Annotated in this window: 21 protein-coding genes; 15 read left to right on the top strand and 6 right to left on the bottom strand. The window is 70.1% G+C overall.

What is annotated here, in order from left to right; genetic code table 11:
* Positions 1-64 precede the first annotated feature (64 nt).
* Both hisD and JCR33_RS14705 read left to right on the top strand, forming a co-directional pair.
* Positions 65-1,390 carry a histidinol dehydrogenase gene (gene hisD, locus JCR33_RS14710; protein WP_198882847.1) on the top strand — a complete coding sequence of 442 codons (1,326 nt, stop codon included), beginning with the start codon at positions 65-67 and terminating at the stop codon, positions 1,388-1,390.
* On the top strand, positions 1,390-1,809 hold the full coding sequence (locus JCR33_RS14705; RefSeq protein ID WP_198882846.1) for a GNAT family acetyltransferase: 420 nt from the start codon (positions 1,390-1,392) through the stop codon (positions 1,807-1,809). Before hisD ends, JCR33_RS14705 begins: the two co-directional genes overlap by 1 nt.
* Positions 1,810-2,578: 769 nt before the next feature.
* On the opposite strand, the gene JCR33_RS14700 is transcribed toward JCR33_RS14705, so the two are convergent.
* Positions 2,579-3,649 (bottom strand): hypothetical protein, encoded by a 1,071-nt coding sequence (locus JCR33_RS14700; RefSeq protein ID WP_198882845.1) that lies wholly within the window; start codon positions 3,647-3,649, stop codon positions 2,579-2,581.
* Positions 3,650-3,701: 52 nt separating this feature from the next.
* A complete protein-coding gene (locus tag JCR33_RS14695) occupies positions 3,702-4,733 on the bottom strand; it encodes a Glu/Leu/Phe/Val dehydrogenase (RefSeq protein ID WP_198882844.1) in 1,032 nt (343 codons plus the stop codon).
* A 143-nt stretch (positions 4,734-4,876) separates the two neighbouring features.
* On the opposite strand from JCR33_RS14695, the gene JCR33_RS14690 reads away from it, so the two are divergent.
* Positions 4,877-5,554, top strand: a complete 678-nt coding sequence (locus tag JCR33_RS14690) for a TetR/AcrR family transcriptional regulator (protein WP_211110314.1) — start codon at positions 4,877-4,879, stop codon at positions 5,552-5,554.
* Here the strand turns inward: JCR33_RS14690 and JCR33_RS14685 are convergent.
* On the bottom strand, positions 5,532-6,656 hold the full coding sequence (locus JCR33_RS14685; RefSeq protein WP_198882842.1) for an AI-2E family transporter: 1,125 nt from the start codon (positions 6,654-6,656) through the stop codon (positions 5,532-5,534). The two genes, JCR33_RS14690 and JCR33_RS14685, sit on opposite strands and share 23 nt — an antisense overlap.
* Before the next feature lie 207 nt (positions 6,657-6,863).
* On the opposite strand from JCR33_RS14685, the gene JCR33_RS14680 reads away from it, so the two are divergent.
* From JCR33_RS14680 to JCR33_RS14660, 5 genes are all read left to right on the top strand, one after another.
* Positions 6,864-8,057 carry a Gfo/Idh/MocA family protein gene (locus tag JCR33_RS14680; protein ID WP_198882841.1) on the top strand — a complete coding sequence of 398 codons (1,194 nt, stop codon included), beginning with the start codon at positions 6,864-6,866 and terminating at the stop codon, positions 8,055-8,057.
* Complete coding sequence (locus JCR33_RS14675; RefSeq protein WP_198882840.1) at positions 8,057-9,235, top strand: dihydrodipicolinate synthase family protein; 1,179 nt, start codon at positions 8,057-8,059, stop codon at positions 9,233-9,235. The genes JCR33_RS14680 and JCR33_RS14675 overlap by 1 nt, the downstream gene beginning before the upstream one ends.
* 75 nt (positions 9,236-9,310) lie before the next feature.
* Positions 9,311-10,138, top strand: coding sequence for a sugar phosphate isomerase/epimerase family protein (locus JCR33_RS14670; RefSeq protein ID WP_198882839.1), 828 nt, complete (start codon positions 9,311-9,313; stop codon positions 10,136-10,138).
* A gap of 52 nt (positions 10,139-10,190) precedes the next feature.
* Positions 10,191-10,634 (top strand): dUTP diphosphatase, encoded by a 444-nt coding sequence (gene dut / locus JCR33_RS14665; protein WP_198882838.1) that lies wholly within the window; start codon positions 10,191-10,193, stop codon positions 10,632-10,634.
* Positions 10,631-11,374, top strand: coding sequence for a HesA/MoeB/ThiF family protein (locus tag JCR33_RS14660; RefSeq protein ID WP_198882837.1), 744 nt, complete (start codon positions 10,631-10,633; stop codon positions 11,372-11,374). The genes dut and JCR33_RS14660 overlap by 4 nt, the downstream gene beginning before the upstream one ends.
* A gap of 261 nt (positions 11,375-11,635) precedes the next feature.
* On the opposite strand, the gene JCR33_RS14655 is transcribed toward JCR33_RS14660, so the two are convergent.
* Complete coding sequence (locus JCR33_RS14655) at positions 11,636-12,670, bottom strand: C-terminal binding protein (RefSeq protein WP_198882836.1); 1,035 nt, start codon at positions 12,668-12,670, stop codon at positions 11,636-11,638.
* A gap of 8 nt (positions 12,671-12,678) precedes the next feature.
* Here JCR33_RS14655 and JCR33_RS14650 point away from each other — a divergent pair, with 8 nt between their 5' ends.
* On the top strand, positions 12,679-13,596 hold the full coding sequence (locus tag JCR33_RS14650) for a DMT family transporter (protein ID WP_198882835.1): 918 nt from the start codon (positions 12,679-12,681) through the stop codon (positions 13,594-13,596).
* Between the two features lie 3 nt (positions 13,597-13,599).
* On the opposite strand, the gene JCR33_RS14645 is transcribed toward JCR33_RS14650, so the two are convergent.
* Complete coding sequence (locus tag JCR33_RS14645; RefSeq protein WP_198882834.1) at positions 13,600-14,109, bottom strand: Lrp/AsnC family transcriptional regulator; 510 nt, start codon at positions 14,107-14,109, stop codon at positions 13,600-13,602.
* Positions 14,110-14,172: 63 nt separating this feature from the next.
* On the opposite strand from JCR33_RS14645, the gene JCR33_RS14640 reads away from it, so the two are divergent.
* The 6 genes from JCR33_RS14640 (at position 14,173) to JCR33_RS14615 (ending at position 22,931) form a co-directional block, all read left to right on the top strand.
* Entirely contained in the window at positions 14,173-15,162 is a 990-nt protein-coding gene (locus tag JCR33_RS14640) for a mitochondrial fission ELM1 family protein (protein WP_198882833.1), read from the top strand.
* Between the two features lie 66 nt (positions 15,163-15,228).
* Positions 15,229-16,200 carry a thioredoxin-disulfide reductase gene (trxB, locus tag JCR33_RS14635; RefSeq protein ID WP_198882832.1) on the top strand — a complete coding sequence of 324 codons (972 nt, stop codon included), beginning with the start codon at positions 15,229-15,231 and terminating at the stop codon, positions 16,198-16,200.
* Positions 16,201-16,247: 47 nt separating this feature from the next.
* A complete protein-coding gene (locus tag JCR33_RS14630) occupies positions 16,248-17,138 on the top strand; it encodes a LysR family transcriptional regulator (RefSeq protein WP_198882831.1) in 891 nt (296 codons plus the stop codon).
* Positions 17,033-17,863, top strand: coding sequence for a heparan-alpha-glucosaminide N-acetyltransferase (locus JCR33_RS14625; protein ID WP_332461199.1), 831 nt, complete (start codon positions 17,033-17,035; stop codon positions 17,861-17,863). The genes JCR33_RS14630 and JCR33_RS14625 overlap by 106 nt, the downstream gene beginning before the upstream one ends.
* A gap of 48 nt (positions 17,864-17,911) precedes the next feature.
* Positions 17,912-20,770, top strand: a complete 2,859-nt coding sequence (uvrB, locus tag JCR33_RS14620) for an excinuclease ABC subunit UvrB (RefSeq protein WP_198882830.1) — start codon at positions 17,912-17,914, stop codon at positions 20,768-20,770.
* Between the two features lie 169 nt (positions 20,771-20,939).
* A complete protein-coding gene (locus JCR33_RS14615; RefSeq protein ID WP_198882829.1) occupies positions 20,940-22,931 on the top strand; it encodes a hypothetical protein in 1,992 nt (663 codons plus the stop codon).
* Between the two features lie 86 nt (positions 22,932-23,017).
* Here JCR33_RS14615 and serA read toward each other — a convergent pair whose 3' ends face one another.
* Positions 23,018-24,604, bottom strand: a complete 1,587-nt coding sequence (serA, locus tag JCR33_RS14610; RefSeq protein WP_198882828.1) for a phosphoglycerate dehydrogenase — start codon at positions 24,602-24,604, stop codon at positions 23,018-23,020.
* Position 24,605 lies beyond the last annotated feature (1 nt).

The raw sequence follows: 24,605 nt of genomic DNA, 5'->3' as shown, positions 1-24,605 counted from the left end.
GCTGTTGCCGCGGCGCCGTTCTCGGGCATGATCGCCCGATCCCTCCCACCGACGAAGTGAGCCCATGCCGACCGTCAGCGTCCACACCCTCGCCGACCTCTCCGCCGAGGCGCGCGCCGGCCTCCTGCGGCGCGCCGAAAGCGATCTCGGCCCGATCATGGAGACGGTGCGGCCGATCATCGCCGCCGTCGCCGAGGAGGGGGACGCCGCGCTCGCCCGCTTCGCCCGCGAGCTCGACCGCTCCCCCGTCACCGCCGACGCCATCGCCGCCACCCCGGCCGACTTCGACGCCGCCTTCGCCGAGCTGGCGCCGGAGATGATCGCGACGCTCGAGACCTGCATCGACAACGTGCGTCGCTTCCACGAGGCGCAGATGCCGCAAGAGATGTGGATGAAGGAGATGAGCCCCGGCGTGTTCGCCGGCGAGCGCGTCACCCCGATCCCGTCCGTCGCCTGCTACGTGCCGCGCGGCAAGGGGTCGTTCCCGTCGGTGGTGATGATGACGACGGTGCCGGCCGTGGTCGCCGGGGTGCCGCAGCCGGTGATCGTGACCCCGCCGGGGCCGGACGGGAAGGTGGATGCGGCGACGCTCGTCGCCGCCCGCCTCGCCGGCGTCGAAGAGGTCTACAAGGCCGGTGGGGCGCAGGCGATCGCCGCCGTCGCCTACGGCACGGAAACGGTGCCGCGCTGCGTCAAGGTGGTCGGACCGGGCAGCCCCTTCGTGGCGGCGGCGAAGCGCCTCCTCGCCGACCGCATCGACCCGGGCCTGCCCGCCGGCCCGTCCGAGGCGATCATCTTCGCCGACGAGACGGCGAACGGCCGCGTCGCCGCGCTCGACCTCCTCATCGAGGCCGAGCACGGGCCGGACTCGGCGGCCTTCCTCGTCACCAACTCGCCGCGCGTGGCCGAGGAGGCGGTCGCCGCCCTGCCGCATTATTGGGCGCGGATGGGTGCCGAGCGCGTCGCCTTCTCCGAGAGCGTGCTGTGCGGGCCGCGCGGCGGCATCATCGTCGCCGAGACGATCGAGGACGCCATCGCCTTCACCAACGACTATGCGCCCGAGCATCTGCAGGTGCACGCCGCGAGCCCGCACGACTATCTCGGCCGCCTGGTGAACGCCGGCGAGATCCTGCTCGGCGCCCACACCCCGGTGGTGATCGGCAACTTCGCCCTCGGCCCCAACGCGGTGCTGCCGACCAACCAGGCGGCGCTCACCCGCTCGCCGCTCGGGGTGCACGATTTCCTGAAATTCACCTCGATCGGCTATGTCACGAAGACGGGCTACGACCGCCTCGCTCCGCTCGCCCGCACCTTCGCCGAGTACGAGGGCTTCGACGCCCACGCCAACGCCGTGTCGGAGCTGCGCACCGCCGCCTTCGGGCAGGACTGATGGAGATCGCCGAGATCGCCGCGGTGCCGGACGAGGCCACCGTCGCGGCGCTCGCCGCCCTTTGGGAGAGGTGCGGCCTCACCCGCCCCTGGAACGATCCGACCGCCGACATTCGCTTCGCCGCGGCGGGACCCGCCTCCACGGTGCTGATCGGCCGCGTCGCGGGGACCGTCGCCGCCTCGGTGATGGTGGGGCACGACGGCCACCGTGGCGCCGTCTACTACGTCGCCGTCGATCCCGCGCACGGCCGCAAGGGGCACGGCCGCGCCATCATGGCGGCGGCCGAGAGCTGGCTCGCGGCCCGCGGCGTGCCGAAGCTCAACCTGATGGTGCGGCCCGAGAACGCCGCCGTCGCCGCCTTCTACCGCGCCCTCGGCTACGAGACCGAGGAGCGCCTGGTGCTCGCCCGCCGCCTCTGAGCCGGGGTCGCAGCTCAAAGGCCTGCTCTTCGAGGGGACCCCTGGTGCGCACTGCGACCCGGGGTCCGGCCAATGCGTGGCGGCGGGCTTTGGCGGCAACGTCACGCGCGAGCGCAGGACGATGGGCGCCCAACCCCATCCGCGGTGCGCGAGCCGCTCTTGCAAGGCCTGCGGGCGCAGGTGTTCTGCCGAAATTCGACGCCGAGGCGAACGACGTCGCTCTCTTCCGCCTGGTGTCCGGATGACGTTGGCGGAATCCAGCGACATCGCGGAGAGAACGGGCCTTATCGCGCTCCCTGCCGGCGCGTCCCGACCGCGGCCCGCGTCTCCCGGCGGCGCGGCCGGATCGTGTCGGTCGATCGGACCCCCTCGAATCTCACCGAAGTCGCCGACCTCGACTATAGGCTGATCGACAGTCGCGACGCGCTCGAGACCTTGTTCGATGTCAATCGCTTCACCGCCCGTGACTCCGCGGGAATCGGGGCGCGGCCTACGGCCTCAAGAGCCTGACCAGCCACCAGCGTCGACGTCCTGAATGAGGGCCTCGCGGCGAGCGGCGCCGACGGGCGGACAGACCGAGCCACTTCCACTTCGGGCTGTCGAACGAAGCGATCCATCGGGTGAGGGTCGGTCGGGCGCTATCGACGGGAGGTGTCGAGGTGCCGATCGCTGGGGCGGACCGTCGCGGCGCCTTCCTCGTCCGTCAATACGCCGGCCGAGACGGCACTGGGGGTGCCCGAACGAACGCCCAAGTCATCCGGACGCGCGGCTACCCGACGCCCTCTTCCGACCATAGGGCGACGTCGCGCTTGGCTTCGGGGACGTGGAGGCGCACCGCCGCCATGTCCCGCTCGGAGAGTTCCCACTCGAACGTCACGTTGAAGCCGCAGGCGCCGGTGGGGTGGTGGCCGGCGGCGGCGACGTCAGGCCGCTCGTCGTCCGCCTTCACCGTCGCGAGCACGATGTCGCCGATGCGGATCTCGATGGTGAGCGGCCGCTGGGGTTCGACGAGGTCGGCCGCCCAGCCGTGCATGCGCCGACTGGTGATCTTGTCGATCGAGCCGCGATAGCGGCGGGTCGCGCGGTAACCGGCGGCGGGATCCACGTAGGCGAAGATCTGGCGGCGGATGTCGCGCGGCGTCTCCACTCCGAGGAAGGCCTCGAAGGCGTCGATGAACGCCTCGGGCTTCTGGAGCGCGCCTTCGTAGGAGAAGACGAACACCGGCCGATCGGTCCGCGCCACGAAGCGCATGTAGAGGGCCTGCACCGCCGAGGCGAAGAAGAAGGACCGCAGCCAACCCGTGCCGCGATAGCGCTCGGCGCTGAAGGCGGTGGTGAGCGGGTTGCGGATCACGAGCACGTAGGCCGCGTCCGGGATGCGGGGGGCGAGGGTGCCGAGGACCGGGGCGATGCTCGGGCACTTGAAGCCGAACTGGCGCCACCGCGCCCGCCGCTCGGCGAGGATGCGGGAGAACGCGCGTCGCGCCGCCGGCAGGCGCCACACCGCGAGCCCGCGCCGCATGCCGTGGACCACGGCGTTGATCTCGACGTCCTCCGCCCGATCGTCGACGCGGTTGCCGAACTCGACGCCGAAGAACTGGGCGACGCCCGCCGTCATGGTGGTGCCGCCGCGGGCGTTGCCGAGGACGACGAGGGTGAGCGGCCGGTCGCCCGCCATCACCCCGGGCGCGCCCTCGGGCACGTTGCGGGTGATGTGGAAAGGGGTCTCGCGCGGACGGCGCGTCGACGCGTCCGGTCCGTCGTCGTCGGGCGTGGGGGTGATGTCGTCCGCGATCCTCACCCCGTCCGCCGGGAGGGTGCCCTCGTCCACTACGCTCAAGCCTCGCCTCTTTGTCGTCCGGTCCGCGCCGGGGCCATCGTTGCGCCGCCTGTCAGTCGTGGCGGAAGCGGGCCTCCGCCATGCGATCGGCGATCACGCCCGGAGGCGTATCGCTTCCCATCGCCTCCGCGAAGACGGTTTCGAGCCGCGGCCCGATCGCCTCCACGCGCTGCTCCACCTCGTCGACGATCCACCCGTAATACTCGCCGCACATCTGGATGACACCACCCGCGTTGATGACGTAGTCGGGTGCATAGAGGATGCCACGGCGGTGAAGGGCGAGGCCGTCCTCGGTGGTGGCGAGCTGATTGTTGGCGCCGCCGGCGACCGCCGCCACCTTGAGGCGCGGGATCGTGTCGGCGTTGAGCCCGGCTCCCAGCGCGTTGGGCGAGAAGATGTCGGCCGACAGGCCGGCGATCTCGTCCGGCGCCACGGCGCGCGCTTCGAACGCCTCGCAGGCGGCGGCGACCCGCTCCTCGGAGATGTCGGCGACGGTCAGCCGCGCGCCCGCAGCGTGGAGGTGGCGGGCAAGGTTGAAGCCGACATTGCCGAGGCCCTGAACGGCGACGTGCACGCCGGAGAGGTCGCTGCCGAAGGCGGTCTTCGCCGTCGCCCTCACCCCCATGAACACGCCGTAGGCGGTGTTGGGGGAGGGGTCGCCGGTGCCGCCGGCGGCGGTGTCGAGCCCGGTGACGTGCCGCGTCTCGATCCGCACCTCGCTCATGTCGGCCGGCGAGGAGCCGACGTCCTCGGCGACCACGTAGGTGCCCGACAGCTCCTCGACCACGCGGCCCAGGGCGCGGAAGAGCTCGCGCGAGGCGGCGCCCCGGCGCGGCACCACGACGACGGTCTTGCCGCCGCCGAGCGGCAGCTCCGCCATCGCGGACTTGTAGGTCATCCCCCGCGACAGGCGCAGCGCGTCGGTGACGGCGGCGGCGTCGCTCTCGTAGGGCCAGACGCGGCAGCCGCCGAGGGCGGGACCGCGCGTGGTGTCGTGGATGGCGACGATGGCGTTGAGCCCGCTCGCTGGATGGGTCGCGAACACCACGCGCTCGTGGTTGTCGAAGGAAGGATGGTCGAACATCGGCGTCCTCGGATCTCTCGGGGTGGGGAGGAGGCTCGCGCCCCGAATTGTCACCGCCCCTGCATGACTTTACGCTGCACGCGGTGGGACGCCAGTGCCGGCCCCCACCGGGCGCCGACAGCGGGGCGCTGCGTATCGGCACGATGGAAGGACGCGACGTGGACGCACAGGCCGCAAAGCCGGCGGGGCGACCCAAGGCCCGCCCCGCGACGCGCGATGCCGGGAGGAGCCGCGCCGCGATTCTCGACGCCGCGACGGTCGAGTTCACCGCGCACGGCTTCGGCGGGGCGAGCGTCAACGAGGTGGCCGCCCGCGCCGGCATCAACAAGCGGATGCTCTATCACTACTACGGCAACAAGGAGGGGCTCTTCCTCGCCGTCCTCGAGAACGCCTATGCCCGCATCCGCTCCGCCGAACGGGAACTGGAGCTCGACCATCTCGACCCGTCCGAGGGGGTGCGCCGGCTGGTGCTCTTCACCTGGGACTACTACGTCGAGAACCCCGAGTTCCTGAGCCTTCTCAACAACGAGAACATGCACAAGGCGGTCCATCTCAAGACCTCCGACAAGATCCGCGAGATGCACTCGCCGCTGATCGACACGCTCGCCGCCCTGTTGGCGCGCGGCGCCGAGGCCGGCACCTTCCGCCGCGACGTCGACGCGGTGCAGCTCTACATTTCTATCGCCGCACTCGGTTTCTTCTACCTGTCCAACCAGCACACGCTGTCGACGATCTTCGGCCGCGACCTCGGCGACAGCGCCGCCCTCGCGGCGCGGCGCGAGCACTCCGCCGACGTGATCATGGGCTATCTGCGGCCCTGACCGGGACGGGCGGCGCCTCCGCGTCGGCCGCGCTGCGTGCGCGGATCCACTCGTGGACGAGGTCGAACAGCACGGCGAGCACCACCGGGCCGATGAAGAGCCCGGGCAGGCCGTAGGCGATCACGCCGCCGAACAGGCCGAGGAAGATCACGAGCACCGGGGTTTCGGAGCGCTGCCCCATGATGATCGGCCGCAGCACCGGCTGGATCATGAAGATCGGCAGGGCGGCCACCGAGAGGAAGGCGGCGGTCAGCGGGTCGAGCGCGAACCACGCCCAGATCGCCACCGGCACGACGACGACGCCGCTGCCGATCTGCGCCACCGAGACCACCAGCGCCGCGAGGGTGAGGATGCCGACATGCGGCACCTCGGCGGCGAGGAAGACGACCCCGATCACCAGCGCCTCGAGCACGGACACGCCCACCACGCCGCGCGCCACGTTGCGGATGGTGGCACCCGCGAGGTCGAGAAAATGGATCCCGTTCGACCCGGCGACGGGCAGGATGAGCGAGCGCGTTCCCTCCACGAGGCGCGGTCCGGGGGCGTAGAGGAAGGCGGAGATCACCACCGCGAGGGCGACGACGGCGATCACCCCCGCGAGCGAGGCGATGATACCGAGCATCCACTCGCCGGGCACCACCAGCATCTGGCCATATTCGCGCATGAACCCGCTGAGATCGGACGAGGCGAGGTCCCAGAAGTGGACGATGTCGTCGCCGATGACGGGGATGCCGGCGATGCCGGCGGGCAGCTTCGGCAGCGTGAGGGTGTTGCCGTGGATCGCCGCCGCCAGCGCCTCGAGCGACTGGACGAAGCTCGCGCACAGCATGGCGAGAGGCCCGAACACCAGAGCGAGGCTCACGAGCGTCACGACCAGGGCGGACAGCGCTCCGCTGCCGAACAGCATCCGCTTCCCCCAGCGATAGATCGGATAGAGGGTGACGGTGAGGATCGCCGACCAGACGAGGATGCTGAGGAACGGGTGGATCAGCGACACCGCGAGGTAGATCAGCACCGCCAGCACGCCGAGCCGGATGACGACGTCGACCGCCCGCTGCTCGACGGTGCGCCCGCTGGAAGCTTCCGAAATGTCGTGATCCATCGCCGCCCGCTTTGCCTGTCCGCCCGGCCGCACGGCGCGGGAGGAGGCCGCCCGGACGACGTCCGATCCTATCGGGGGCGGACGAGGCGCGCCAGCACCGAACGGCTTTCCCGCTTGACACCACCCGGCTTGCGGCTGTAGTCGTAACCAATTGGTTACTTATAGGTCGCGAAGACAAGCGGCCGGTCGCAGGGAAGGATGGGGCCGATGACCGAGCAGACACGCGTTGCGGGCGCTACCGAGGGTGCGCTTCAGCCCAAGCGACTCGGCATAATCATGCACGGCGTCACCGGGCGCATGGGCATGAACCAGCATCTCATCCGCTCCATCGCGGCGATTCGCGCCGAGGGCGGCGTGCCCCTGTCCGACGGCACCCGCGTGATGCCGGACCCGATCCTCGTCGGCCGCAATGCGGAAAAGGTCGCCCGCCTCGCCGCCGAGCACGGCATCGAGCGCTGGACGTCGGATCTCGACGGCGCCCTCGCCAACGCCGACGACACCGTCTTCTTCGACGCCGGCACCACGCTGATGCGCTGCGACCTCCTGCGCAAAGCCATCGAGGCCGGCAAGCACGTCTATTGCGAGAAGCCCATCGCCGACGACATCGACGACGCGCTGTCGGTCGCCCGCCTCGCCCGCGAGAAGGGCGTCAAGAACGGCGTGGTGCAGGACAAGTTGTTCCTGCCGGGCCTCAGGAAGCTGCGCCGGCTCATCGATGCGGGCTTCTTCGGCCGCATCCTCTCGGTGCGGGGCGAGTTCGGCTACTGGGTGTTCGAGGGCGACTGGATGCCCGCCCAGCGCCCCTCCTGGAACTATCGGGAGAAGGACGGCGGCGGCATCATCCTCGATATGCTGTGCCACTGGCGCTACGTGCTCGACAACCTGTTCGGCGAGGTGAAGGCGGTCTCCTGCCTCGGCGCCACCCACATCCCGACCCGCTGGGACGAGAACGGCGAGCCCTACGAGGCCGACGCCGACGACGCCGCCTACGCGACCTTCGAGCTCGCGGGCGGGGTGATCGCCCACATCAACTCGTCCTGGGCGGTGCGCGTGCGGCGCGACGATCTCGTGACCTTCCAGGTGGACGGCACGCACGGCTCGGCGGTCGCCGGCCTCACCAAGTGCTGGAGCCAGGCGCGGGTCAATACGCCGAAGCCGGTGTGGAACCCCGACATTCCGCAGACCATCGACTTCTTCGACACCTGGGCCGAGGTGCCCGACAACGAGCCCTATCCCAACGGCTTCCGCGTGCAGTGGGAGGAGTTCATCCGCCACGTCGTGGAGGATGCGCCCTGGAAGTACGACCTGATGGAGGGGGTGAAGGGCGTGCAGCTCGCCAAGCTCGGACTGCAGAGCTGGAAGGAGCGCCGCTGGCTCGACGTGCCGGAGCTCGAAGGCTGATGGCGACGATCGCGCTGCCCACCGTCGACCGGCGGCTCGAGCCCTACACCACGGGCGCGCCGCTCGACTTCGCCGCGCTGATGAACGGCGGCCACCACCATTTCAACCGCGTCGCCTTCGCGGCGGCGCACGTCGTCGCCGATCCGCTCGCCGACAACGACCCGTGGCTCACCCCGGCGATCGACTGGGAGCGGACCATCGCTTTTCGCGAATATCTGTGGGACCTCGGGCTCGGCGTCGCCGAGGCGATGGACACGGCGCAGCGCGGCATGGGCCTCGCCTGGCCCGAGGCGCAGGAGCTGATCCGCCGCTCGCTGGCGGCGGCGCGGGCGCGCGCGCCGCATCACCCGCGCATCGCCTGCGGGGCGGGCACCGATCATCTGGAGCCCGGACCCGACGTCACCATCGACGACGTGATCCGCGCCTACGAGGAGCAGGTCGCCTTCGTGGAAGGGGAGGGTGGCGAGATCATCCTGATGGCGAGCCGCGCGCTCGCCAAGGCCGCCCGCGGGCCCGGCGACTACGTCACCGTCTACGAGCGCATCCTGTCCCAGGTGAAGGCGCCGGTGATCATCCACTGGCTCGGCGAGATGTTCGACCCGGCGCTCGCCGGCTATTGGGGCTCCGACGACCACACGCTGGCGATGGAGACGTGCCTCGACGTCCTGTCCGCCCATGCCGACAAGATCGACGGCATCAAGGTCTCGCTGCTCTCCAAGGAGAAGGAGGTGGCGATGCGCCGCCGGCTTCCGGCCAACGTGCGCATGTATACCGGCGACGACTTCAACTACGCCGAGCTGATCGCCGGCGACGAGGAAGGCTACTCGGACGCTCTCCTCGGCATTTTCGACGCCATCGCGCCGGCCGCCTCGGCGGGGCTCGCGGCGCTCGCCGAAGGGTCGGACAACCGCTTCTTCGACATCCTCGCCCCCACCGTGCCGCTGTCGCGCCACATCTTCGCGGCGCCGACGCGCTTCTATAAGACCGGGGTCGTGTTCCTCGCCTACCTCAACGGGCTGCAGGACCACTTCACGATGGTCGGCGGGCAGGAAAGCGCGCGCTCCACGCTGCACCTCGCCGAGCTCTTCCGCCTCGCCGACAAGGCGCGCGTGCTGCGCGACCCGGAGGAGGCGGCCCACCGCATGGCGGCGGTGCTCGCGGTGCGCGGGCTCGCCTGAGCCCGGCCGGTCCGCCTCCGACCGACGCTGACAACCCCGACGTCGACAACGACGCCGATCACAAGGAGCCGCGCGATGGCCGACGGTCTGTCGATCAACCTCGCCACCATCCGCAAGCAGTGCGACATGCGTCAGGCGGTCGACGCGTGCTTGAGGCACGGCATCACCGCCATCGCCCCGTGGCGCGATCAGGTGGCGGCGATCGGTCTCCCGGAGGCCGTGCGCCTCGTGAAGGACAACGCCCTCACGGTGACGGGCCTCTGCCGCGGCGGCATGTTCCCGGCCGCCGACGCCGCCGGCCGCGCCGCCGCGCTCGACGACAACCGCCGCGCCGTCGACGAGGCCGCCGCCCTCGGCGCCGACTGTCTCGTTCTGGTGGTGGGCGGGCTGCCGGCGGGCTCCAAGGACATCGCCGGCGCGCGAGCGATGGTGGAGGAGGGCATCGCCGCCCTCGCCGAGCACGCCCGCGCGGCGCGGATGCCGCTCGCCATCGAGCCGCTGCACCCGATGTACGCCGCCGACCGCGCCTGCGTGAACACCCTCGCCCATGCCCTCGACATCTGCGACGCGGTGGGCGAGGGCGTCGGCGTCGCGGTCGATGTCTATCACGTGTGGTGGGATCCCGATCTCGCCCGGCAGATCGCCCGGGCCGGCGAGCGCATCCTCGCCCACCACATCTGCGATTGGCTCGTGCCCACCACCGACCTCCTGCTCGACCGCGGCATGATGGGCGACGGCGTGATCGACCTCGCCGGCATCCGCGCCATGGTGGAGGCGGCGGGCTTCACCGGCCACCAGGAGGTGGAGATCTTCTCGGCCGAGAACTGGTGGCTGAAGCCGGCCGACGAGGTGCTCGCCACCTGCGTGGAGCGCTACGCCACGATCAACGCCGTGCCGGTGTGACCGGCGCGCGCCGCGGCGTGGCAAAGCCTAAGGCCCGTGCTACACCACGGCCATGATCGAGGTTCCCTTCACGCTCCTGCCGCACGCCGACGGCCTGCCCCGCTACGCCAGCGACGGCGCCGCCGGGCTCGACCTTGCCGCGGCGCTGCCCGACGACGCGCCGGTCACCATCCCGCCGCTCGGCCGGGCGATGATTCCGACCGGCCTCACGATGGCGCTGCCGGCGGGCTACGAGGCGCAGGTGCGCCCGCGCTCCGGCCTCGCCGCCAAGCACGGGGTGACGGTGCTCAACGCCCCCGGCACCATCGACTGCGACTATCGGGGCGAGGTGAAGGTCGTCCTCGTCAACCTGTCCGACATCCCGTTCACCGTCGCCCGCGGCGAGCGCATCGCGCAGATGGTGGTGGCGCCGGTGACGCGCGTCGCGCCCGTCGCCGTGGCGTCGCTGGACGAGACCACCCGCGGCGCAGGTGGCTTCGGCTCCACCGGCCGATGAACCGCGAGGAGCTCGAGCGCTACGCTCGCCACATCGTCCTCGCCGAGGTGGGGGGGCCGGGTCAGGGCAAGCTCGGCGCCGCCCGCGTGCTGGTGGTGGGGGCGGGCGGGCTCGGTTCGCCGGTGATCCAATATCTCGCCGCCGCCGGGGTGGGCACGCTCCGCGTCGTGGACGACGACATCGTCGCCCTCTCGAACCTGCAGCGCCAGGTGCTCCACGCCACCGCCGACGTCGGCCGCAAGAAGGTGGCGAGCGCCGCCGACGCCGTCGCCCGCCTCAATCCGCACGTGCGGCTGGAACCGCGCGACATGCGCTTTACCGAGGCGACGGCCGAAGCGCTCCTCGACGGCTGCGACGTGGTCGCGGACGGCTCCGACAATCCCGCCACGCGCTATGCCGTCGCCGACGCCTGCGAGCGCGCCGGCATCCCCCTCGTCAGCGCCGCGGTCAACGGCTTCGATGGGCACGTCACCACGCTGACCCCCTACGAGAGGCGGCCCGACGGCACGCTGTGGCCCTCCTACCGCTCGCTGTTCCCCGACCCGCCGCCGGACGCACTGGTCGACGAGTGCGCCCGCACCGGCATCCTCGGCGTGGTGACGGGGATCATCGGCACGCTGCAGGCGAACGAGGTGCTGAAGCTCATCCTCGGCCTCGGCACGCCGCTGCGGGGCACCTTGCTGATGTTCGACGCCCGCGACAGCCGCTTCGAAACGATCCGCTACGCCCGGCCCGGCTGAGCCGCTCGTATGGCGAAGAAGACTTTCCATCCGCGGCGGAGAGGTTCACAAAGGGTGCCCTGCCGCTCTTCCGCCTCCCGGAGCCCGTTCTTGCCCCATCATGTCGACGATGCCGTGTGCGCCGGCCGACGCGAGGCATCGCGGGGGCGGGGAGCCTCGCCGCTGAAGCACGTCCCGCTCACACGGCAGCGCGCGAGCGGGAAACGCACGCACGCCGCCGGCGAGATGGCGCAGCCGGCGGTCGATGGGACGCGGGACGGCCTAGGCCGCGCTCAGCGACGCCGGGCGCGGCTCGGCGAGGAGTGCCGCGTTCACGCAGGCGCGCAACACGCCGCGCGTCAGATAGTTGGCCGCCGTCTCGGTCACGATGCGGCGCATGTCGGTGATGGAATCGGGGCTGTAGAAGGCCGCATGGGGCGTCACGATCAGGCGGCCGTCGAGCCACGTCTCGCCGCGCTCCCAGGCGGCGAGGAGGGGGTGGGCGTAGTCGAGCGGCTCGCGCGGCAGCACGTCGAGCCCCGCCGCCGCGACTTGGCCCGACCGCAGCGCCGCCTCGAGCGCGTCGAGGTCGATCGTGCCGCCGCGGGCGGTGTTGACGAGGATCAGCCCGGGCTTTGCCGCCGCGAGGCTCGCCGGGCCGATCAGTCCCGCCGTCTCGGCGTTGAGTGGGGTGTTGACGCTGAGGATGTCGCTCGTCGCCATCAGCTCGGCGAGCGTCTCGGTCCGCCGGAAGCCCAAGGCACGCTCCGCGCCGGGGGCGAGATAGGGGTCGTGAAAGGCGATCTCGCACTCGAAGCCCTTCATCCGCAGCGCGGCCGCGAGGCCGATGCGGCCGAGCCCCACCACCCCGAAGGTCGCTCCGCGCAGGCGGCGGATGTTGGGCACGGCCATCGCGTCCCAGCCGATCGCCCGGCGACGCAGCCGATCGTTGTAGGCGGCGACCCCGCGCACCAGCGAAAGCGCCAGCGCCACGGTGTGGTCGGCGACCTCCGTGGTGCCGTAGTCGGGGGTGTTGCACACGGGAATGCCGCGCTCGGCGCAGGCGACGAGGTCGATGTGGTTGAAGCCCACGCCCGCCTGCGCGACGATCCGGCACCGCTCCATCGCCTCGACGTCGGCGCGCGTGATCGCGTTCCGGCTTCGGTAGTGAATGAGCCCGTCGCATGCCGCCAGCTCGGCGCGCGGCACGGGCCCGTCCCGGATCGCGCTATAGAGCACGATCTCCGCCTCGGGGCCTAGAATGGCCCGCTCCATGTCAGGGTCCGCGAACTGGGGCTCGACGATCAGGATACGCATCGGTCGATATGATCCAGCACAATCGGGCCGCGCAAGTGACGGCCGTCGCCCTCTTGTCGATTTTCTGGGCCGTGAATTGGCCGATCATGAAGATCGGGCTGACCACCATCGAGCCCTGGGCCTTCCGCAGCGGCACGGCCTTGGGCGGCGGCGTCGGCTCGCTGCTCGTCGCCTACCTTCTCGGTCACCGCATCAGGGTGCCCCGCGGCGAGTGGATCCCGCTCCTGTGGCTCGGCCTGTTCCAGGGCTATCTGTGGAACGCCTGCTCGATCCTCGGCCTGTCGGAGATCGAGGCGGGCCGGGCCACCGTGCTCGCCTTCAGCATGCCGGTGTGGGCGACGCTCGGCTCGGTGATCTTCCTCGGCGAAAGGGTCACGCCGCGGCGCATCCTCGGGCTCGTCCTCGGCATGCTGGCGATGGCGCTCCTCGTGCTTCCTTCGATCGACGCGGTGGCGACGCAGAGCTTCGGTGCCTTCCTGATGATCTGTGCCGCGATGAGCTGGGCGACGGCGACCATCGTCGCCAAGGGCTCGAGCTGGTCGGTGACGCCGCTCGTCATCAACGGCTGGCTCCTGTGCATCGGGGCGCCGGGGATCATCCTCACCGCCACCCTCGCGGGGCGGCCGGAGACGCTGCTGAGCGCGAGCGCGGTCAGTCTTCTCTGCCTCGCCTTCGCGGCGCTCATCCCGATGATCTTCTGCCAGGCGGTCTATTTCGCGATGGTGCGCCTGCTGCCGCCGTCGATCGCCTCGATGGGCACGCTGATGGTGCCGCCGCTCGGCGTGTTCTTCTCGGCGCTGATGCTCGGCGAGCCGGTCGGCCTGACCGAGGTGACGGCGCTGGTGCTCGTGGCGCTCGCGATGCTGATGATCCTGCCGGGCTTCGATCTCGTGGGCCGGATCAGCCGCCTCGCCCGCGGGCGCTGAGGCTCAGGCCGGCACGAAGCTCGGTGCGTCGCCTGCCGCCTCCGGCAGGTCCATCGGGATGCGCGGTTCCGCCTTGGACTGGCGGATCGTCAGCGACGTCCGCACGCTCTCCACATTCTCGGTCGCCGTCAGCGTCTCGATGATAAAGTTCTGAAACGAGCGCAGCGTGTCGGTGATGCAGAAGAGAATAAAATCCACCTCGCCCGAGACCATCCACGCCTCGCGGACGATGGACCACGTGCGCAGCTGTTCTTCGAAGCGGACGAGTTCGGCCTCCGTCTGGTTCTTCAGCCCCACGAAGGCGAAGGCAGTCAGGTCGTATCCGAGCTCTTTCTCATCGATGAGCGTGCGGTATCCTTTGATGATGCCGCCCTGTTCCAACGCGCGCACGCGCCTCAGACACGGCGGGGCCGAGATGCCTGCGCGCCGCGCCAACTCCACATTGGTGATCCGCCCATTGGCCTGCAATGCGGCGAGGATCTTCCAGTCCACAGAATCCAGACGAACTTTCATGGCGCGGTACGTACACTTTCATAATAGGCAGCTATCTTTGTCGCTGACCGCTTCAGACGATTTGTGTCCTTTCGCGACGAGGTCAAGCATTCCATGCTTGGATCCGAGGCCGAAGTGCGAACAGAATTCATGAAGCGGTGTTTGATTCTTGCGTCGCACGGTAAGAAAGGGCATCTCCGACAGGCCCTCGCCGTCGCCCGCCGTTTGCCCTTTACCATCGATGTCATGGAAGTCGGCCCGCAGTCCACTGTTCCGGCCATCGACGAAGACATTGCGTTGGTGATCGGCGCCGGTCGCCAGAGCATCGCGCCGGCAAGAACTATTGCACGTGGTAGGAAACCTCGCCCATTCGTTGCTTTGCTTCAACCGGTTGCGTGGCGCGCCAGCTGCTTCGATCTCGTCTGGGCGCCGGCGCATGACCGATATGCAGCGCCGTTCGCCCGCCGCGGCCGGCTCGAGACCGCCACCGCTCCGTCCGCGGTCACCGCCGAGGAGCGCGCCGCCGGCCTCGCCGAGATCAACCGGCGCCTGCCCGGCCTCGCCAAGCCGGTGGTCGGGGTGCTGATCGGCGGCGCCAACCAGGCCCATCGGTTCGGCCCGACGGAGGCCGTCGAGCTGGCGGCCCGCCTCGCCGGCTTCGCCAAGGCGCACGACGCGAGCCTGCTTATCACGACCAGCCGCCGCACCGGAGCCGATTTGACCGCGCTCCTTGCCGCGCGGCTCGGTGACGCGGCGGACCTCTTCGTCGACGGAGCCACGCCCGACGCCGACGCCTCCACCCTCTACGCCGGCATCCTGGCGCGCTCGGACGCGATCGTCGCGACCGCCGACTCGGTGGCCATGATGTCGGACGTGGCCGCCGCCGGCGTGCCGCTCTACGGCTGGCGCCTTCCCGGTGGCAAGGCCAAGTTCGAGCGCTTCTATGGCAGTCTCCTCGCCCACGGCACCATGCGCTGGTTCGACGGCGGTCTCTCCCACTGGACTTATCCACCGCTCGACGCGGCACAAGTGATCGCCGAGGCCCTTCAAAAACGCATGGGTCTTGTCCGATGATGCGCTGCAGCGCATCTGTGGGGTGAGAGAGCCCTGCGACAGTTCCAGAGGAGAAGGATCACGACTATGGGCGATACCGTCAGAACGAAGCTCCTCATCATTGGTTCCGGCCCGGCCGGATACACCGCCGGCATCTACGCCGCGCGGGCGATGCTGGAGCCCGTGCTCGTCGCCGGCATCCAGCCGGGCGGCCAGATGACGATCACCACGGACGTGGAGAACTACCCGGGCTTCGCCGACGTGGTGCAGGGCCCCTGGCTGATGGAGCAGATGCGCGCCCAGGCCGAGCACGTCGGCACCAAGATCGTCTACGACCACCTGACGAGCGCCGATCTTTCCGCGCGCCCCTTCCGCCTCGAGGGCGATGGCGGCACGACCTACGTCGCCGATGCCGTGATCCTCGCGACCGGCGCCCAGGCGAAGTGGCTCGGGCTGCCCTCGGAGGAGCAATATAAGGGCTTCGGCGTGTCGGCCTGCGCCACCTGCGACGGCTTCTTCTATCGCGGCAAGGAGGTGCTCGTGATCGGCGGCGGCAACACCGCCGTGGAAGAGGCCCTCTACCTGACGAACCATGCCTCCAAGGTCACCCTCGTTCACCGCCGCGACTCGTTGCGTGCCGAGAAGATCCTGCAGGACCGCCTGTTCGCCCACGACAAGGTGGAGGTGATCTGGAACGCCGAGCTCGCCGAGGTCGAAGGCGAGGGCACGCCGGCCGGCGTCACCGGCGCCGTCCTGCGCGACACGGTGACGGGCGAGGAACGCCGGGTGAAGGTCGACGGGGTCTTCATCGCCATCGGTCACGCGCCGGCGACCGAGCTCGTCAAGGACCAGCTCAAGCTGCGCCCCTCGGGCTATGTGTGGACGGAGCCCGACTCCACCGCCACCAACATTCCCGGCGTGTACGCCGCCGGCGACGTGGCCGACGAGACGTTCCGCCAGGCCGTCACCGCCGCCGGCATGGGCTGCATGGCCGCGCTCGAGGTGGAGCGATTCCTCGCCGCGAATCCTGTACCCTCGAAGGAAAAGGTCGCCGCATGACGTCTCGCGCTCACATTCTCCCATCCGCGGACTGACGGAGGCCATCCATGGACTGGGACAAGCTGAGGGTCTTTCACGCCGCCGCGCAGAAGGGCAGCTTCACTCACGCCGGCGAAGACCTCGGCATCAGCCAATCGGCGGTGAGCCGTCAGGTTCATGCGCTGGAGATGCAGATCGGCGTGGCCCTCTTCCACCGCCACGCCCGGGGCTTGCTGCTCACCGAGCAGGGCGAGCGCCTGTTCCGCACCACCAGCCAGATCGCGCGCGAGTTGCAGACGGTCGAGGGGGCTCTCCTCGACTCGCGCGACCGTCCGCGCGGCATCCTGCGGGTCACCACCACCATCGGCCTCGGCTCGTCCTGGCTCTGCTCGCGCATTTCCGACTTCGTGGAGCTCTATCCCGACGTCCAGCTCTCGCTGATCTTCGACGATCACGAGCTCGACATCGGCATGCGCGAGGCCGACATCGCGATCCGCTGGCGCCAGCCGGTCCAGCCCGACCTCGTGCAGCGCCGCCTGTTCACGGTCCACTTCCACGTCTATGCCGCGCGCAGCTACGTGGACAAATACGGTGCGCCGAAGTCGCTGGAGGACCTGTCGCAGCACCGCATCGTGGCGTTCGGCCCCAACCCGCCGGCCTATTTGCGCGACCTCAACTGGCTGGAGACGGCGGGCCGCGCGCCCGACGATCCGCGTCACGCGGCGGCGCGGATCTCCAACATCATCGCGTTGCGCTACGCCGTCGCCACCGGCTGCGGCATCGGCGTCCTGCCCGACTTCGTGGTCGAGGACGACGAGACGCTGGTGCGCCTCGATCTCGGCGCGGAAGCCCCATCCTACGAACTCTACTTCGTCTATGCCGAGGAGCTGCGGAACTCCGCCCGCGTGCAGGCCTTCCGCGACTTCATCCTGGCGAAGGCGGAGGCCTGGCGCTTCTGAGCCCGCCCCCCGCCTCCCGCCGGAACGCGGCCCGCCGCCAGCGTCTCGGCTGGCTCGACGTCGCCCGCGGCGTCGCACTCGTCGCGATGATCGTCTACCACGGCTCGTTCGACCTGATGTTCTTCGGCATCGTCGACTGGCCGGTCACGTCGGCGCCGGCCTGGCGCGGCTTCGCCGCCGCGATCGCGGGCACCTTCCTGTTCCTCGTCGGCGTCAGCCTCGTGGCGGCCCACCCGGCCCGCATCCGCTGGGGGTCGTTCTGGCGGCGCTTCGCGATCATCGTCGCGGCGGCGGCGGTCGTCACCGTCGGCACCTATTTCGCGATGCCGGTGCCGATCACCTTCGGCATCCTCCACGCCATCGCCACCTTCAGCGTGTTGGCGCTGCCCTTTCTCTTCGCCCCCGCCTGGCTCACCGGCCTCGCCGCGGTCGTGGTGTTCGTGCTGCCCTTCGTGTTCCGCTCGGCGATCTTCGAGGCGGCCTGGCTGGTGCCCTTCGGCCTCGCTCCGGTGGCCCCCATCACCTTCGACTACGAGCCGATCTTCCCCTGGTTCGCGCTCACCCTCGCCGGCATCGCGACGGCGCGCACCATGGACCTCGCCGGAGGCCCGGCGCCGGCGGGCACCGGATGGCTCGCCCTGATGGGGCGCAACAGCCTGCTGATCTACCTCGTCCACCAGCCGATCCTGTTCACGCTGGTGATGTTCGCGGCGCAGCAATTCTAGGCAGGACCTCGCCTTTCAATCGCCATTGCCGTGCGCCATATTCGGGGTATGGCACACGACGACGATCCGGACGGGCTCGGCGAGGCAGGCGAGGCGCCCTTCAAGGACGGCTCCATCGCGCGCTGGGCGGCCGAGGTCGAGGCGGGGGAGGCCGAGGGAGCTGAGGCCGGCGCGCCGAAGCCCGTCGCCACGAAGGCGAAGGGCGCCGCGAAGCCGCGCGCCAAGAAGGACGCCGTCAGCAAGAAGGACGCAGCCGCCAAGAAGGAGGCGTCGGCGAAGGAGCCGAAGACGCGCGCCAAGGGCGGCACCGCGTCCGGCCGCACCGCGCGCGGCACCTCGATGGGCGGCAAGGCGAGCGCCCGCGAGCGTGCGGCCTCCGGCCTCAACCCCATCCCCGGCCTCGACATCGCGCTGGAGGAGGCGGAGAAGCTGCCCGAGTCGGGCGTCACCGCCACCGTGTCGGCGCTCGAGCGGCTGATCCAGGACGGCCGTCCGGAGTTTCGCGCCGGCGAGTGGCAGCCCCACCGCCCGCCGCGCCCGGAGAAGTCGGAAGGCGGCGTGCCGCTTGAGATCGTGTCGAGCTACGAGCCGCGCGGCGATCAGCCTCAGGCGATCGCCGAGCTGGTGGACGGCCTTACCGGCGGCGACCGCACCCAGGTGCTCCTCGGCGTCACCGGCTCGGGCAAGACCTACACGATGGCCAAGGTCATCGAGACGATGCAGCGCCCGGCGCTCATCCTCGCCCCCAACAAGACGCTGGCGGCGCAGCTCTACGGCGAGTTCAAGTCGTTTTTTCCGAGTAACGCCGTCGAATATTTCGTGTCCTACTACGATTACTACCAGCCTGAGGCCTACGTACCGCGGACGGACACCTATATCGAGAAGGAATCGTCGATCAACGAGCAGATCGACCGGATGCGCCACTCGGCCACCCGCGCGCTGCTGGAGCGGGACGACGTGATCATCGTCGCCTCCGTCTCGTGCATCTACGGTATCGGCTCGGTCGAGACCTACACGGCGATGACCTTTTCCATCCAGGTGGGCGAGCGGCTCGACCAGCGCCAGCTCCTCGCCGACCTCGTCGCGCTGCAGTACAAGCGCGCCGAGGCCAACTTCGTGCGCGGCACCTTCCGCGTGCGCGGCGACACCATCGAGATCTTCCCCGCCCACTACGAGGACCGCGCTTGGCGCGTCTCGCTGTTCGGCGACGAGGTGGAGACGATCACCGAGTTCGATCCCCTGACCGGCAAGAAGTCGGAGGAGATGGAGCTCGTGAAGGTCTACGCCAACTCGCACTACGTGACGCCGCGGCCGACGCTGCAGCAGGCGATGAAGTCCATCAAGGAGGAGCTGCGGCACCGCCTGACGGAGCTGAACAATGCCGGTCGTCTGCTGGAGGCGCAGCGGCTCGAGCAGCGCACCCGCTTCGACCTCGAAATGCTGGAGGCGACGGGCTCCTGCGCCGGCATCGAGAACTATTCGCGCTATCTGACGGGCCGCAAGCCGGGCGAGCCGCCGCCGACGCTGTTCGAATATCTGCCCGACAACGCCCTCGTCTTCCTCGACGAGAGCCACGTGACGGCGCCGCAGGTGGGGGCGATGTACCGCGGCGACTTCCGCCGCAAGGCGACCCTCGCCGAGTATGGCTTCCGCCTGCCCTCGTGCATGGACAACCGCCCGCTCCGTTTCGAGGAGTGGGACATCATGCGCCCGCAGACGATCTGCGTCTCCGCGACGCCCGGCAACTGGGAGATGGAGGAGTCCGGCGGCGTCTTCGTCGAGCAGGTGATCCGCCCGACCGGGCTGATCGACCCGCCGGTCGACATCCGCCCCGCCAAGCACCAGGTCGACGACGTGCTCGGCGAGATCCGCACCGTTGCCGACCAGGGCTACCGCACCCTCGTCACCGTGCTGACCAAGCGGATGGCGGAGGACCTCACCGAGTACCTCCACGACAACGGCGTGCGCGTGCGCTACATGCACTCCGACATCGACACCATCGAGCGCATCGAGATCATCCGCGACCTCCGCCTCGGCGCGTTCGACGTGCTCGTCGGCATCAACCTCCTGCGCGAGGGGCTCGACATTCCCGAGTGCGGCCTCGTCGCGATCCTCGACGCCGACAAGGAAGGCTTCCTGCGCTCCGAGACCTCGCTGGTGCAGACGATCGGCCGCGCCGCCCGCAACGTCGACGGCCGCGTGATCCTCTATGCCGACACGGTGACGGGCTCGATGGACCGCGCCATCAAGGAGACCAACCGGCGGCGCGAGAAGCAGCTCGCCTTCAACGAGGAGCACGGCATCACGCCGGAATCGGTGAAGCGCTCCATCGGCGACATCCTGGAATCGATGTACGAGCGCGACCACGTGCGCGTCGACAAGGGCTACGCCGAGGAAGAGGCGGCGGTCTTCGGTCACAACATGAAGGTGACCCTCGAGGACCTCGAAAAGCGGATGCGCGACGCCGCCGCCAACCTCGAGTTCGAGGAGGCCGCCCGGCTGCGCGACGAGATCCAGCGCCTGCAGCGGACCGAGCTCGCGATTTCGGACGACCCGATGGGCCGCCAGCGCGACGTGGAGGCGAGCGCCGGGCGCTACGCGGGCGAGCGCGCCTACGGCCCGTCAGCCAACCTCAAGACGCGCGCCAAGAAGCCGTCGCTCGACGACATGGGCCCCGGCACCGACCGCGGCAAGGTCCGCCGCGACGACGGCGAGCTGCCGCCCACCCGCGCCCGCAAGAACACCCTCGACGAGATGACGGTGAGACGCACCGAGAAGCCCCGCCGCAAGGAAGACGCCGACGAGCTCATCGTGCGCCACCGCGTCGGCATCGGTAGCCACGAAGACCCGGCCGACCAGAAGCGCCGCGGTCGCCGCAAGCGCAAGACGGGGCGGCCGGGGAGCTGACCCCGGCGGGGCCGGCCCGCGTGCGCGCGGGTGTCGCGGCCTCTCGTGCGATCGTTCATCGCAAGTTGGTCTCACCGCTCCATAGTCCGAGCCGAGCGGCACGCCGATCCCTGCGTGCCTGACGCAAGAGCGGTCGACAGAGCCGCCCGTGATCGGAGCAACAGAGACAATGCGCGTTCCCACCGCTTCCGGCGTTCTCCTCGCCGCCCTCTTGTCGACCACGGCGCTCGCCCAGCCGACGCCGGACCGGGGCAACATCGCCGTCACCCGCGTGACGCTCGCCACCGGAGGGCTCGCCCAGGTGGAAGGGCGGATGCGCGGCGCGGGCGACGAGATGCGCCTCGCCATCGAGCGGCCGCAGATCGCCGACGTCCTGCGAACCCTCCTCGTCAGCGGCAACGCGGCGGTGGTGTCGGTGGACCTCGAAGCGGCCGAGCCCGTCGGCGAGCGCTCCGTGACCGGCCGCCTCCTCGCCGGCGACCTCGCCGATCCCGCGACCCTCCTCACCTCGCTCATCGGCGAGACCGTGCAGCTCTCCGGCGGTATCACCACGGTGTCGGGTCGCCTCCTCGCGTTCAATCCGGTGACGATCCCCGGTGCCGACAACACGCCGGAGAAGCCCGGCGTGCGCGTCGCCCTCGCCACCGCCGACGGGCGCGTCGCCTTCGCCACCTTCGCCTCGCTCGACACCCTGTCGATCGAGGGTACCGCGGTGGAGGAGCGGATGGCGGGCGTGGTGCCGGCGCTCGGCGAGACCGTTGACGACGGCCGGCGCGACCTCACCATTCGGCTCGAAGGCGAGACCGTCGCGGGCTTCTCTTTCGTGGTGCCGACGACGGTCTGGCGGCCGTCCTACCGCGCCGTGATCGGCGACGACGGCGTGACGCTCCAAGGCTGGGCGACGCTCGAGAACACCACCGGCCTCGACTGGGAGAATATCGAGCTGAACCTCGCCGTCGGCACCCCGGTCGCCTATTTCCAGGACGTCTACAGCCCCCTCCGAACCGAGCGGCCGACCGCGCCCTTCGAGGTGGGGCGGACGGCGGAGGCGGAGATCGTCGCCCCTTCGCCGGGGGCCATGGCGCCGCAGCGGCGCGTCGCTCTGGGTAAGATCCGGGGTCGCAGCGTGGCGGCGCTTCTGTCGAACGACCAGCGCGAGAGCGTGTCCGCGCCGTCCCCGGAGATCGCCCGTCTCGTCACCGGCGACGAGGCCGAGGCGACGTCGGCCGTCACCCTCTTCCCGGTCGCCGGCCACATCGACCTCGCCGCGGGGCGCACCCTCAACGTCCCCTTCCTCGGCGAGGCGGCGGAGGCGGGCCGCATCGCCTACGTGCCGAGCCTCATTAGCACGCTCGCGCCGATGGATGCGCTGGAGATCGCCTTCGATGCCGAGGCGACCGTCCCCGGCGGCCTCGTCGCGGTGTACGACGGCGCGAACTTCGTGGGCGACGCCCGCTTCGCCGGCGCCGACGGGGGCAAGATCACCATCCTGCCCTTCGCCCACAACGCCGATCTCGACGGCACCATCACGAACGACACCACCCGCCGCATCTCGCGCGCGCACCGCGCCAACGGGTTGCTCCACGTCTCGCGCGAGGTGGTGACGCAACGCACTGTGCGCCTCGAAGTGCGCGAGCCGCTGACCCTCGTCGCCGACATCCCGGCCCCGGCGAACCGCACCGTCACCGCCGAGGCGGAGGGGGTCACGGTCCGCGTGGAGCGGGTCGATACCGGCCGTGCGCGCCTGCGCGCCGATCTTCCCGCAGGCACGATCACACTCAACGTGACGCTCAACGACGTCTTGGCCGACGGCTACCGGCTTCTGGGCGTGAGCGACGAGCTCATCGAGGAGGTGCTGTCCGTCGGCGGCGCCGTCGACCAGGAGACCCGCGACGTCCTCGGTCGCCTCGTCGAGATTCGCCATCGCATCGACGAGATCGATCGCCGGATCAAGACCATCGAGACCGATCAGACCGAGATGCGCAACGCCGTCGACTTCGACCGCAAGAACCTCGAAGCGATCGACGCCGGCACCTCGGAAGGCCGGGAGGTGCGCCGCCGCATTCTCGATCGCACCGAGGAGATCAACAAGGGCCTTGCCGAGCTGCGCACCTTGCGCGAGGAGCGGCGCATGGAGGCGGACAAGCTCGCCGATCTCTGAGACGAACGAAGAAGGGCGCCGGACCATGGTCCGGCGCCCTCGGCGTCTGCAGCGTGGCCCGAAGCGGGACCGGCGGGCTGTGCGGCTCAGCCGAAGCTCAGCGCCTTCGCCTGGTTGACGAGGGGAAGCGCCTCGACCTTGGCGAGCACGCTCGGGTCGGGCAGGCCGTCGACCTCGATCAGGCAGATCGCCTCGCCCCCGCGCTCGGCGCGGCCGAGGGTGAAGTTGGCAATGTTCACCCCCGCCTCGCCCAGCGCCGTGCCGATATTGCCGATGAAGCCCGGCTTGTCCTGGTTCGTCACGTAGATCATGTTCGGGGCGAAGTCGGCGTCGAGGTTGATGCCCTTCACCTGGATGATCCGCGGCTTGCCGTCGGAGAACACGGTGCCGGCGACGGAGCGCTCCTGCCGCTCGGTCTTCACCGTGAGGCGGATATAGTTCTCGTAGGCGCCCTGCTGCTCGCGCCGCACCTCCTCCACGTGGATGCCGCGGTCGCGCGCGATGGTCGGCGCCGACACCATGTTGACGTCCTGCAGCAGCGGGCGCATCAGCCCGGTGACGGCCGCCGCGGTCAACGCCTTGAGGTTCAGCTCGGCGACGTCGCCCTCGTACTCGATGCGCACGCCCTTGATGCCGGTCTCGGTGAGCTGGCCCGCGAACGAGCCGAGCCGCTCGGCGAGCGTCACGAAGGGAGTGAGGATCGGCGCTTCCTCGGCGGTGATCGAGGGCATGTTGAGCGCGTTGGAGACGGCGCCGCGCATCAGATAGTCCGACATCTGCTCGGCGACCTGCAGGGCGACGTTCTCCTGCGCCTCGGTGGTCGCCGCCCCGAGATGCGGGGTGCAGACGAGGTTGGGCGCGCCGAACAGCACGTTGTCCTTGGCCGGCTCCTCGGAGAACACGTCGACGCCCGCACCGCCGAGCTTGCCGGAGTCGAGCGCGGCCCGCAGCGCCGCCTCGTCGACCAGCCCGCCGCGGGCGCAGTTGATGAGGATCGCCCCGTCCTTCATCGTATCGATCGCGTCTTCCGACACGATGTTCCTGGTGCGCTCGGTGAGGGGGGTGTGCAGCGTGATGACGTCGGCACGGCGGAAGAGGGCGTCGAGCTCCACCTTCTCGACGCCGATTTCGGTGGCTCGCTCGGCGGTGAGGAACGGGTCGAAGGCGATGACGCGCATGCGCAGCCCGATGCCCCGCGAGGCGACGATGGAGCCGATGTTGCCGCAGCCGATGATGCCGAGGGTCTTGCCCGTCAGCTCACGGCCCATGAAGCGGTTCTTTTCCCACTTGCCGGCCTGGGTGGAGGCGTCGGCGGCGGCGATTTGGCGCGACACCGCGAACATCATCGCGATGGCGTGCTCGGCGGTGGTGATGGAGTTGCCGAAGGGCGTGTTCATCACGATCACGCCGGCGCGGGAGGCGGCGGGCACGTCGACATTGTCGACGCCGATGCCGGCGCGGCCGATGACTTTCAGGTTCTTGGCGGCCTCGAGGACCTTTTCCGTCACCTTGGTGGCGGAGCGGATCGCGAGCCCGTCCACCTCGGCGACGGCCTTCAGGAGGGCGTCCTTGTCCTTGCCGAGATCGGGCTCGTAGATGACGTCGACGCCGCGCTCCTTGAAGATGTCGACGGCGGTCGGGGAGAGCTTGTCGGAAATGAGAACGGTGGGCATG

This window comes from Acuticoccus mangrovi (assembly GCF_016411865.1).
GTDB lineage: Bacteria > Pseudomonadota > Alphaproteobacteria > Rhizobiales > Amorphaceae > Acuticoccus > Acuticoccus mangrovi.
Note: the sequence above shows the minus strand (reverse complement) of the source record. Positions and strands in the feature narration are given on the sequence as shown.

Coding starts and splice junctions, on each gene's coding strand:
- JCR33_RS14695 (WP_198882844.1), bottom strand. CDS start 4,733: ATGTTCGACCATCCTTCCTTCGACAACCACGAGCGCGTGGTGTTCGCG.
- JCR33_RS14670 (WP_198882839.1), top strand. CDS start 9,311: ATGGCCGACGGTCTGTCGATCAACCTCGCCACCATCCGCAAGCAGTGC.
- JCR33_RS14675 (WP_198882840.1), top strand. CDS start 8,057: ATGGCGACGATCGCGCTGCCCACCGTCGACCGGCGGCTCGAGCCCTAC.
- JCR33_RS14655 (WP_198882836.1), bottom strand. CDS start 12,670: ATGCGTATCCTGATCGTCGAGCCCCAGTTCGCGGACCCTGACATGGAG.
- JCR33_RS14645 (WP_198882834.1), bottom strand. CDS start 14,109: ATGAAAGTTCGTCTGGATTCTGTGGACTGGAAGATCCTCGCCGCATTG.
- JCR33_RS14685 (WP_198882842.1), bottom strand. CDS start 6,656: ATGGATCACGACATTTCGGAAGCTTCCAGCGGGCGCACCGTCGAGCAG.
- JCR33_RS14660 (WP_198882837.1), top strand. CDS start 10,631: ATGAACCGCGAGGAGCTCGAGCGCTACGCTCGCCACATCGTCCTCGCC.
- JCR33_RS14615 (WP_198882829.1), top strand. CDS start 20,940: ATGCGCGTTCCCACCGCTTCCGGCGTTCTCCTCGCCGCCCTCTTGTCG.
- dut (WP_198882838.1), top strand. CDS start 10,191: ATGATCGAGGTTCCCTTCACGCTCCTGCCGCACGCCGACGGCCTGCCC.
- hisD (WP_198882847.1), top strand. CDS start 65: ATGCCGACCGTCAGCGTCCACACCCTCGCCGACCTCTCCGCCGAGGCG.
- serA (WP_198882828.1), bottom strand. CDS start 24,604: ATGCCCACCGTTCTCATTTCCGACAAGCTCTCCCCGACCGCCGTCGAC.
- JCR33_RS14680 (WP_198882841.1), top strand. CDS start 6,864: ATGACCGAGCAGACACGCGTTGCGGGCGCTACCGAGGGTGCGCTTCAG.
- uvrB (WP_198882830.1), top strand. CDS start 17,912: ATGGCACACGACGACGATCCGGACGGGCTCGGCGAGGCAGGCGAGGCG.
- JCR33_RS14630 (WP_198882831.1), top strand. CDS start 16,248: ATGGACTGGGACAAGCTGAGGGTCTTTCACGCCGCCGCGCAGAAGGGC.
- trxB (WP_198882832.1), top strand. CDS start 15,229: ATGGGCGATACCGTCAGAACGAAGCTCCTCATCATTGGTTCCGGCCCG.
- JCR33_RS14650 (WP_198882835.1), top strand. CDS start 12,679: ATGATCCAGCACAATCGGGCCGCGCAAGTGACGGCCGTCGCCCTCTTG.
- JCR33_RS14705 (WP_198882846.1), top strand. CDS start 1,390: ATGGAGATCGCCGAGATCGCCGCGGTGCCGGACGAGGCCACCGTCGCG.
- JCR33_RS14690 (WP_211110314.1), top strand. CDS start 4,877: ATGGAAGGACGCGACGTGGACGCACAGGCCGCAAAGCCGGCGGGGCGA.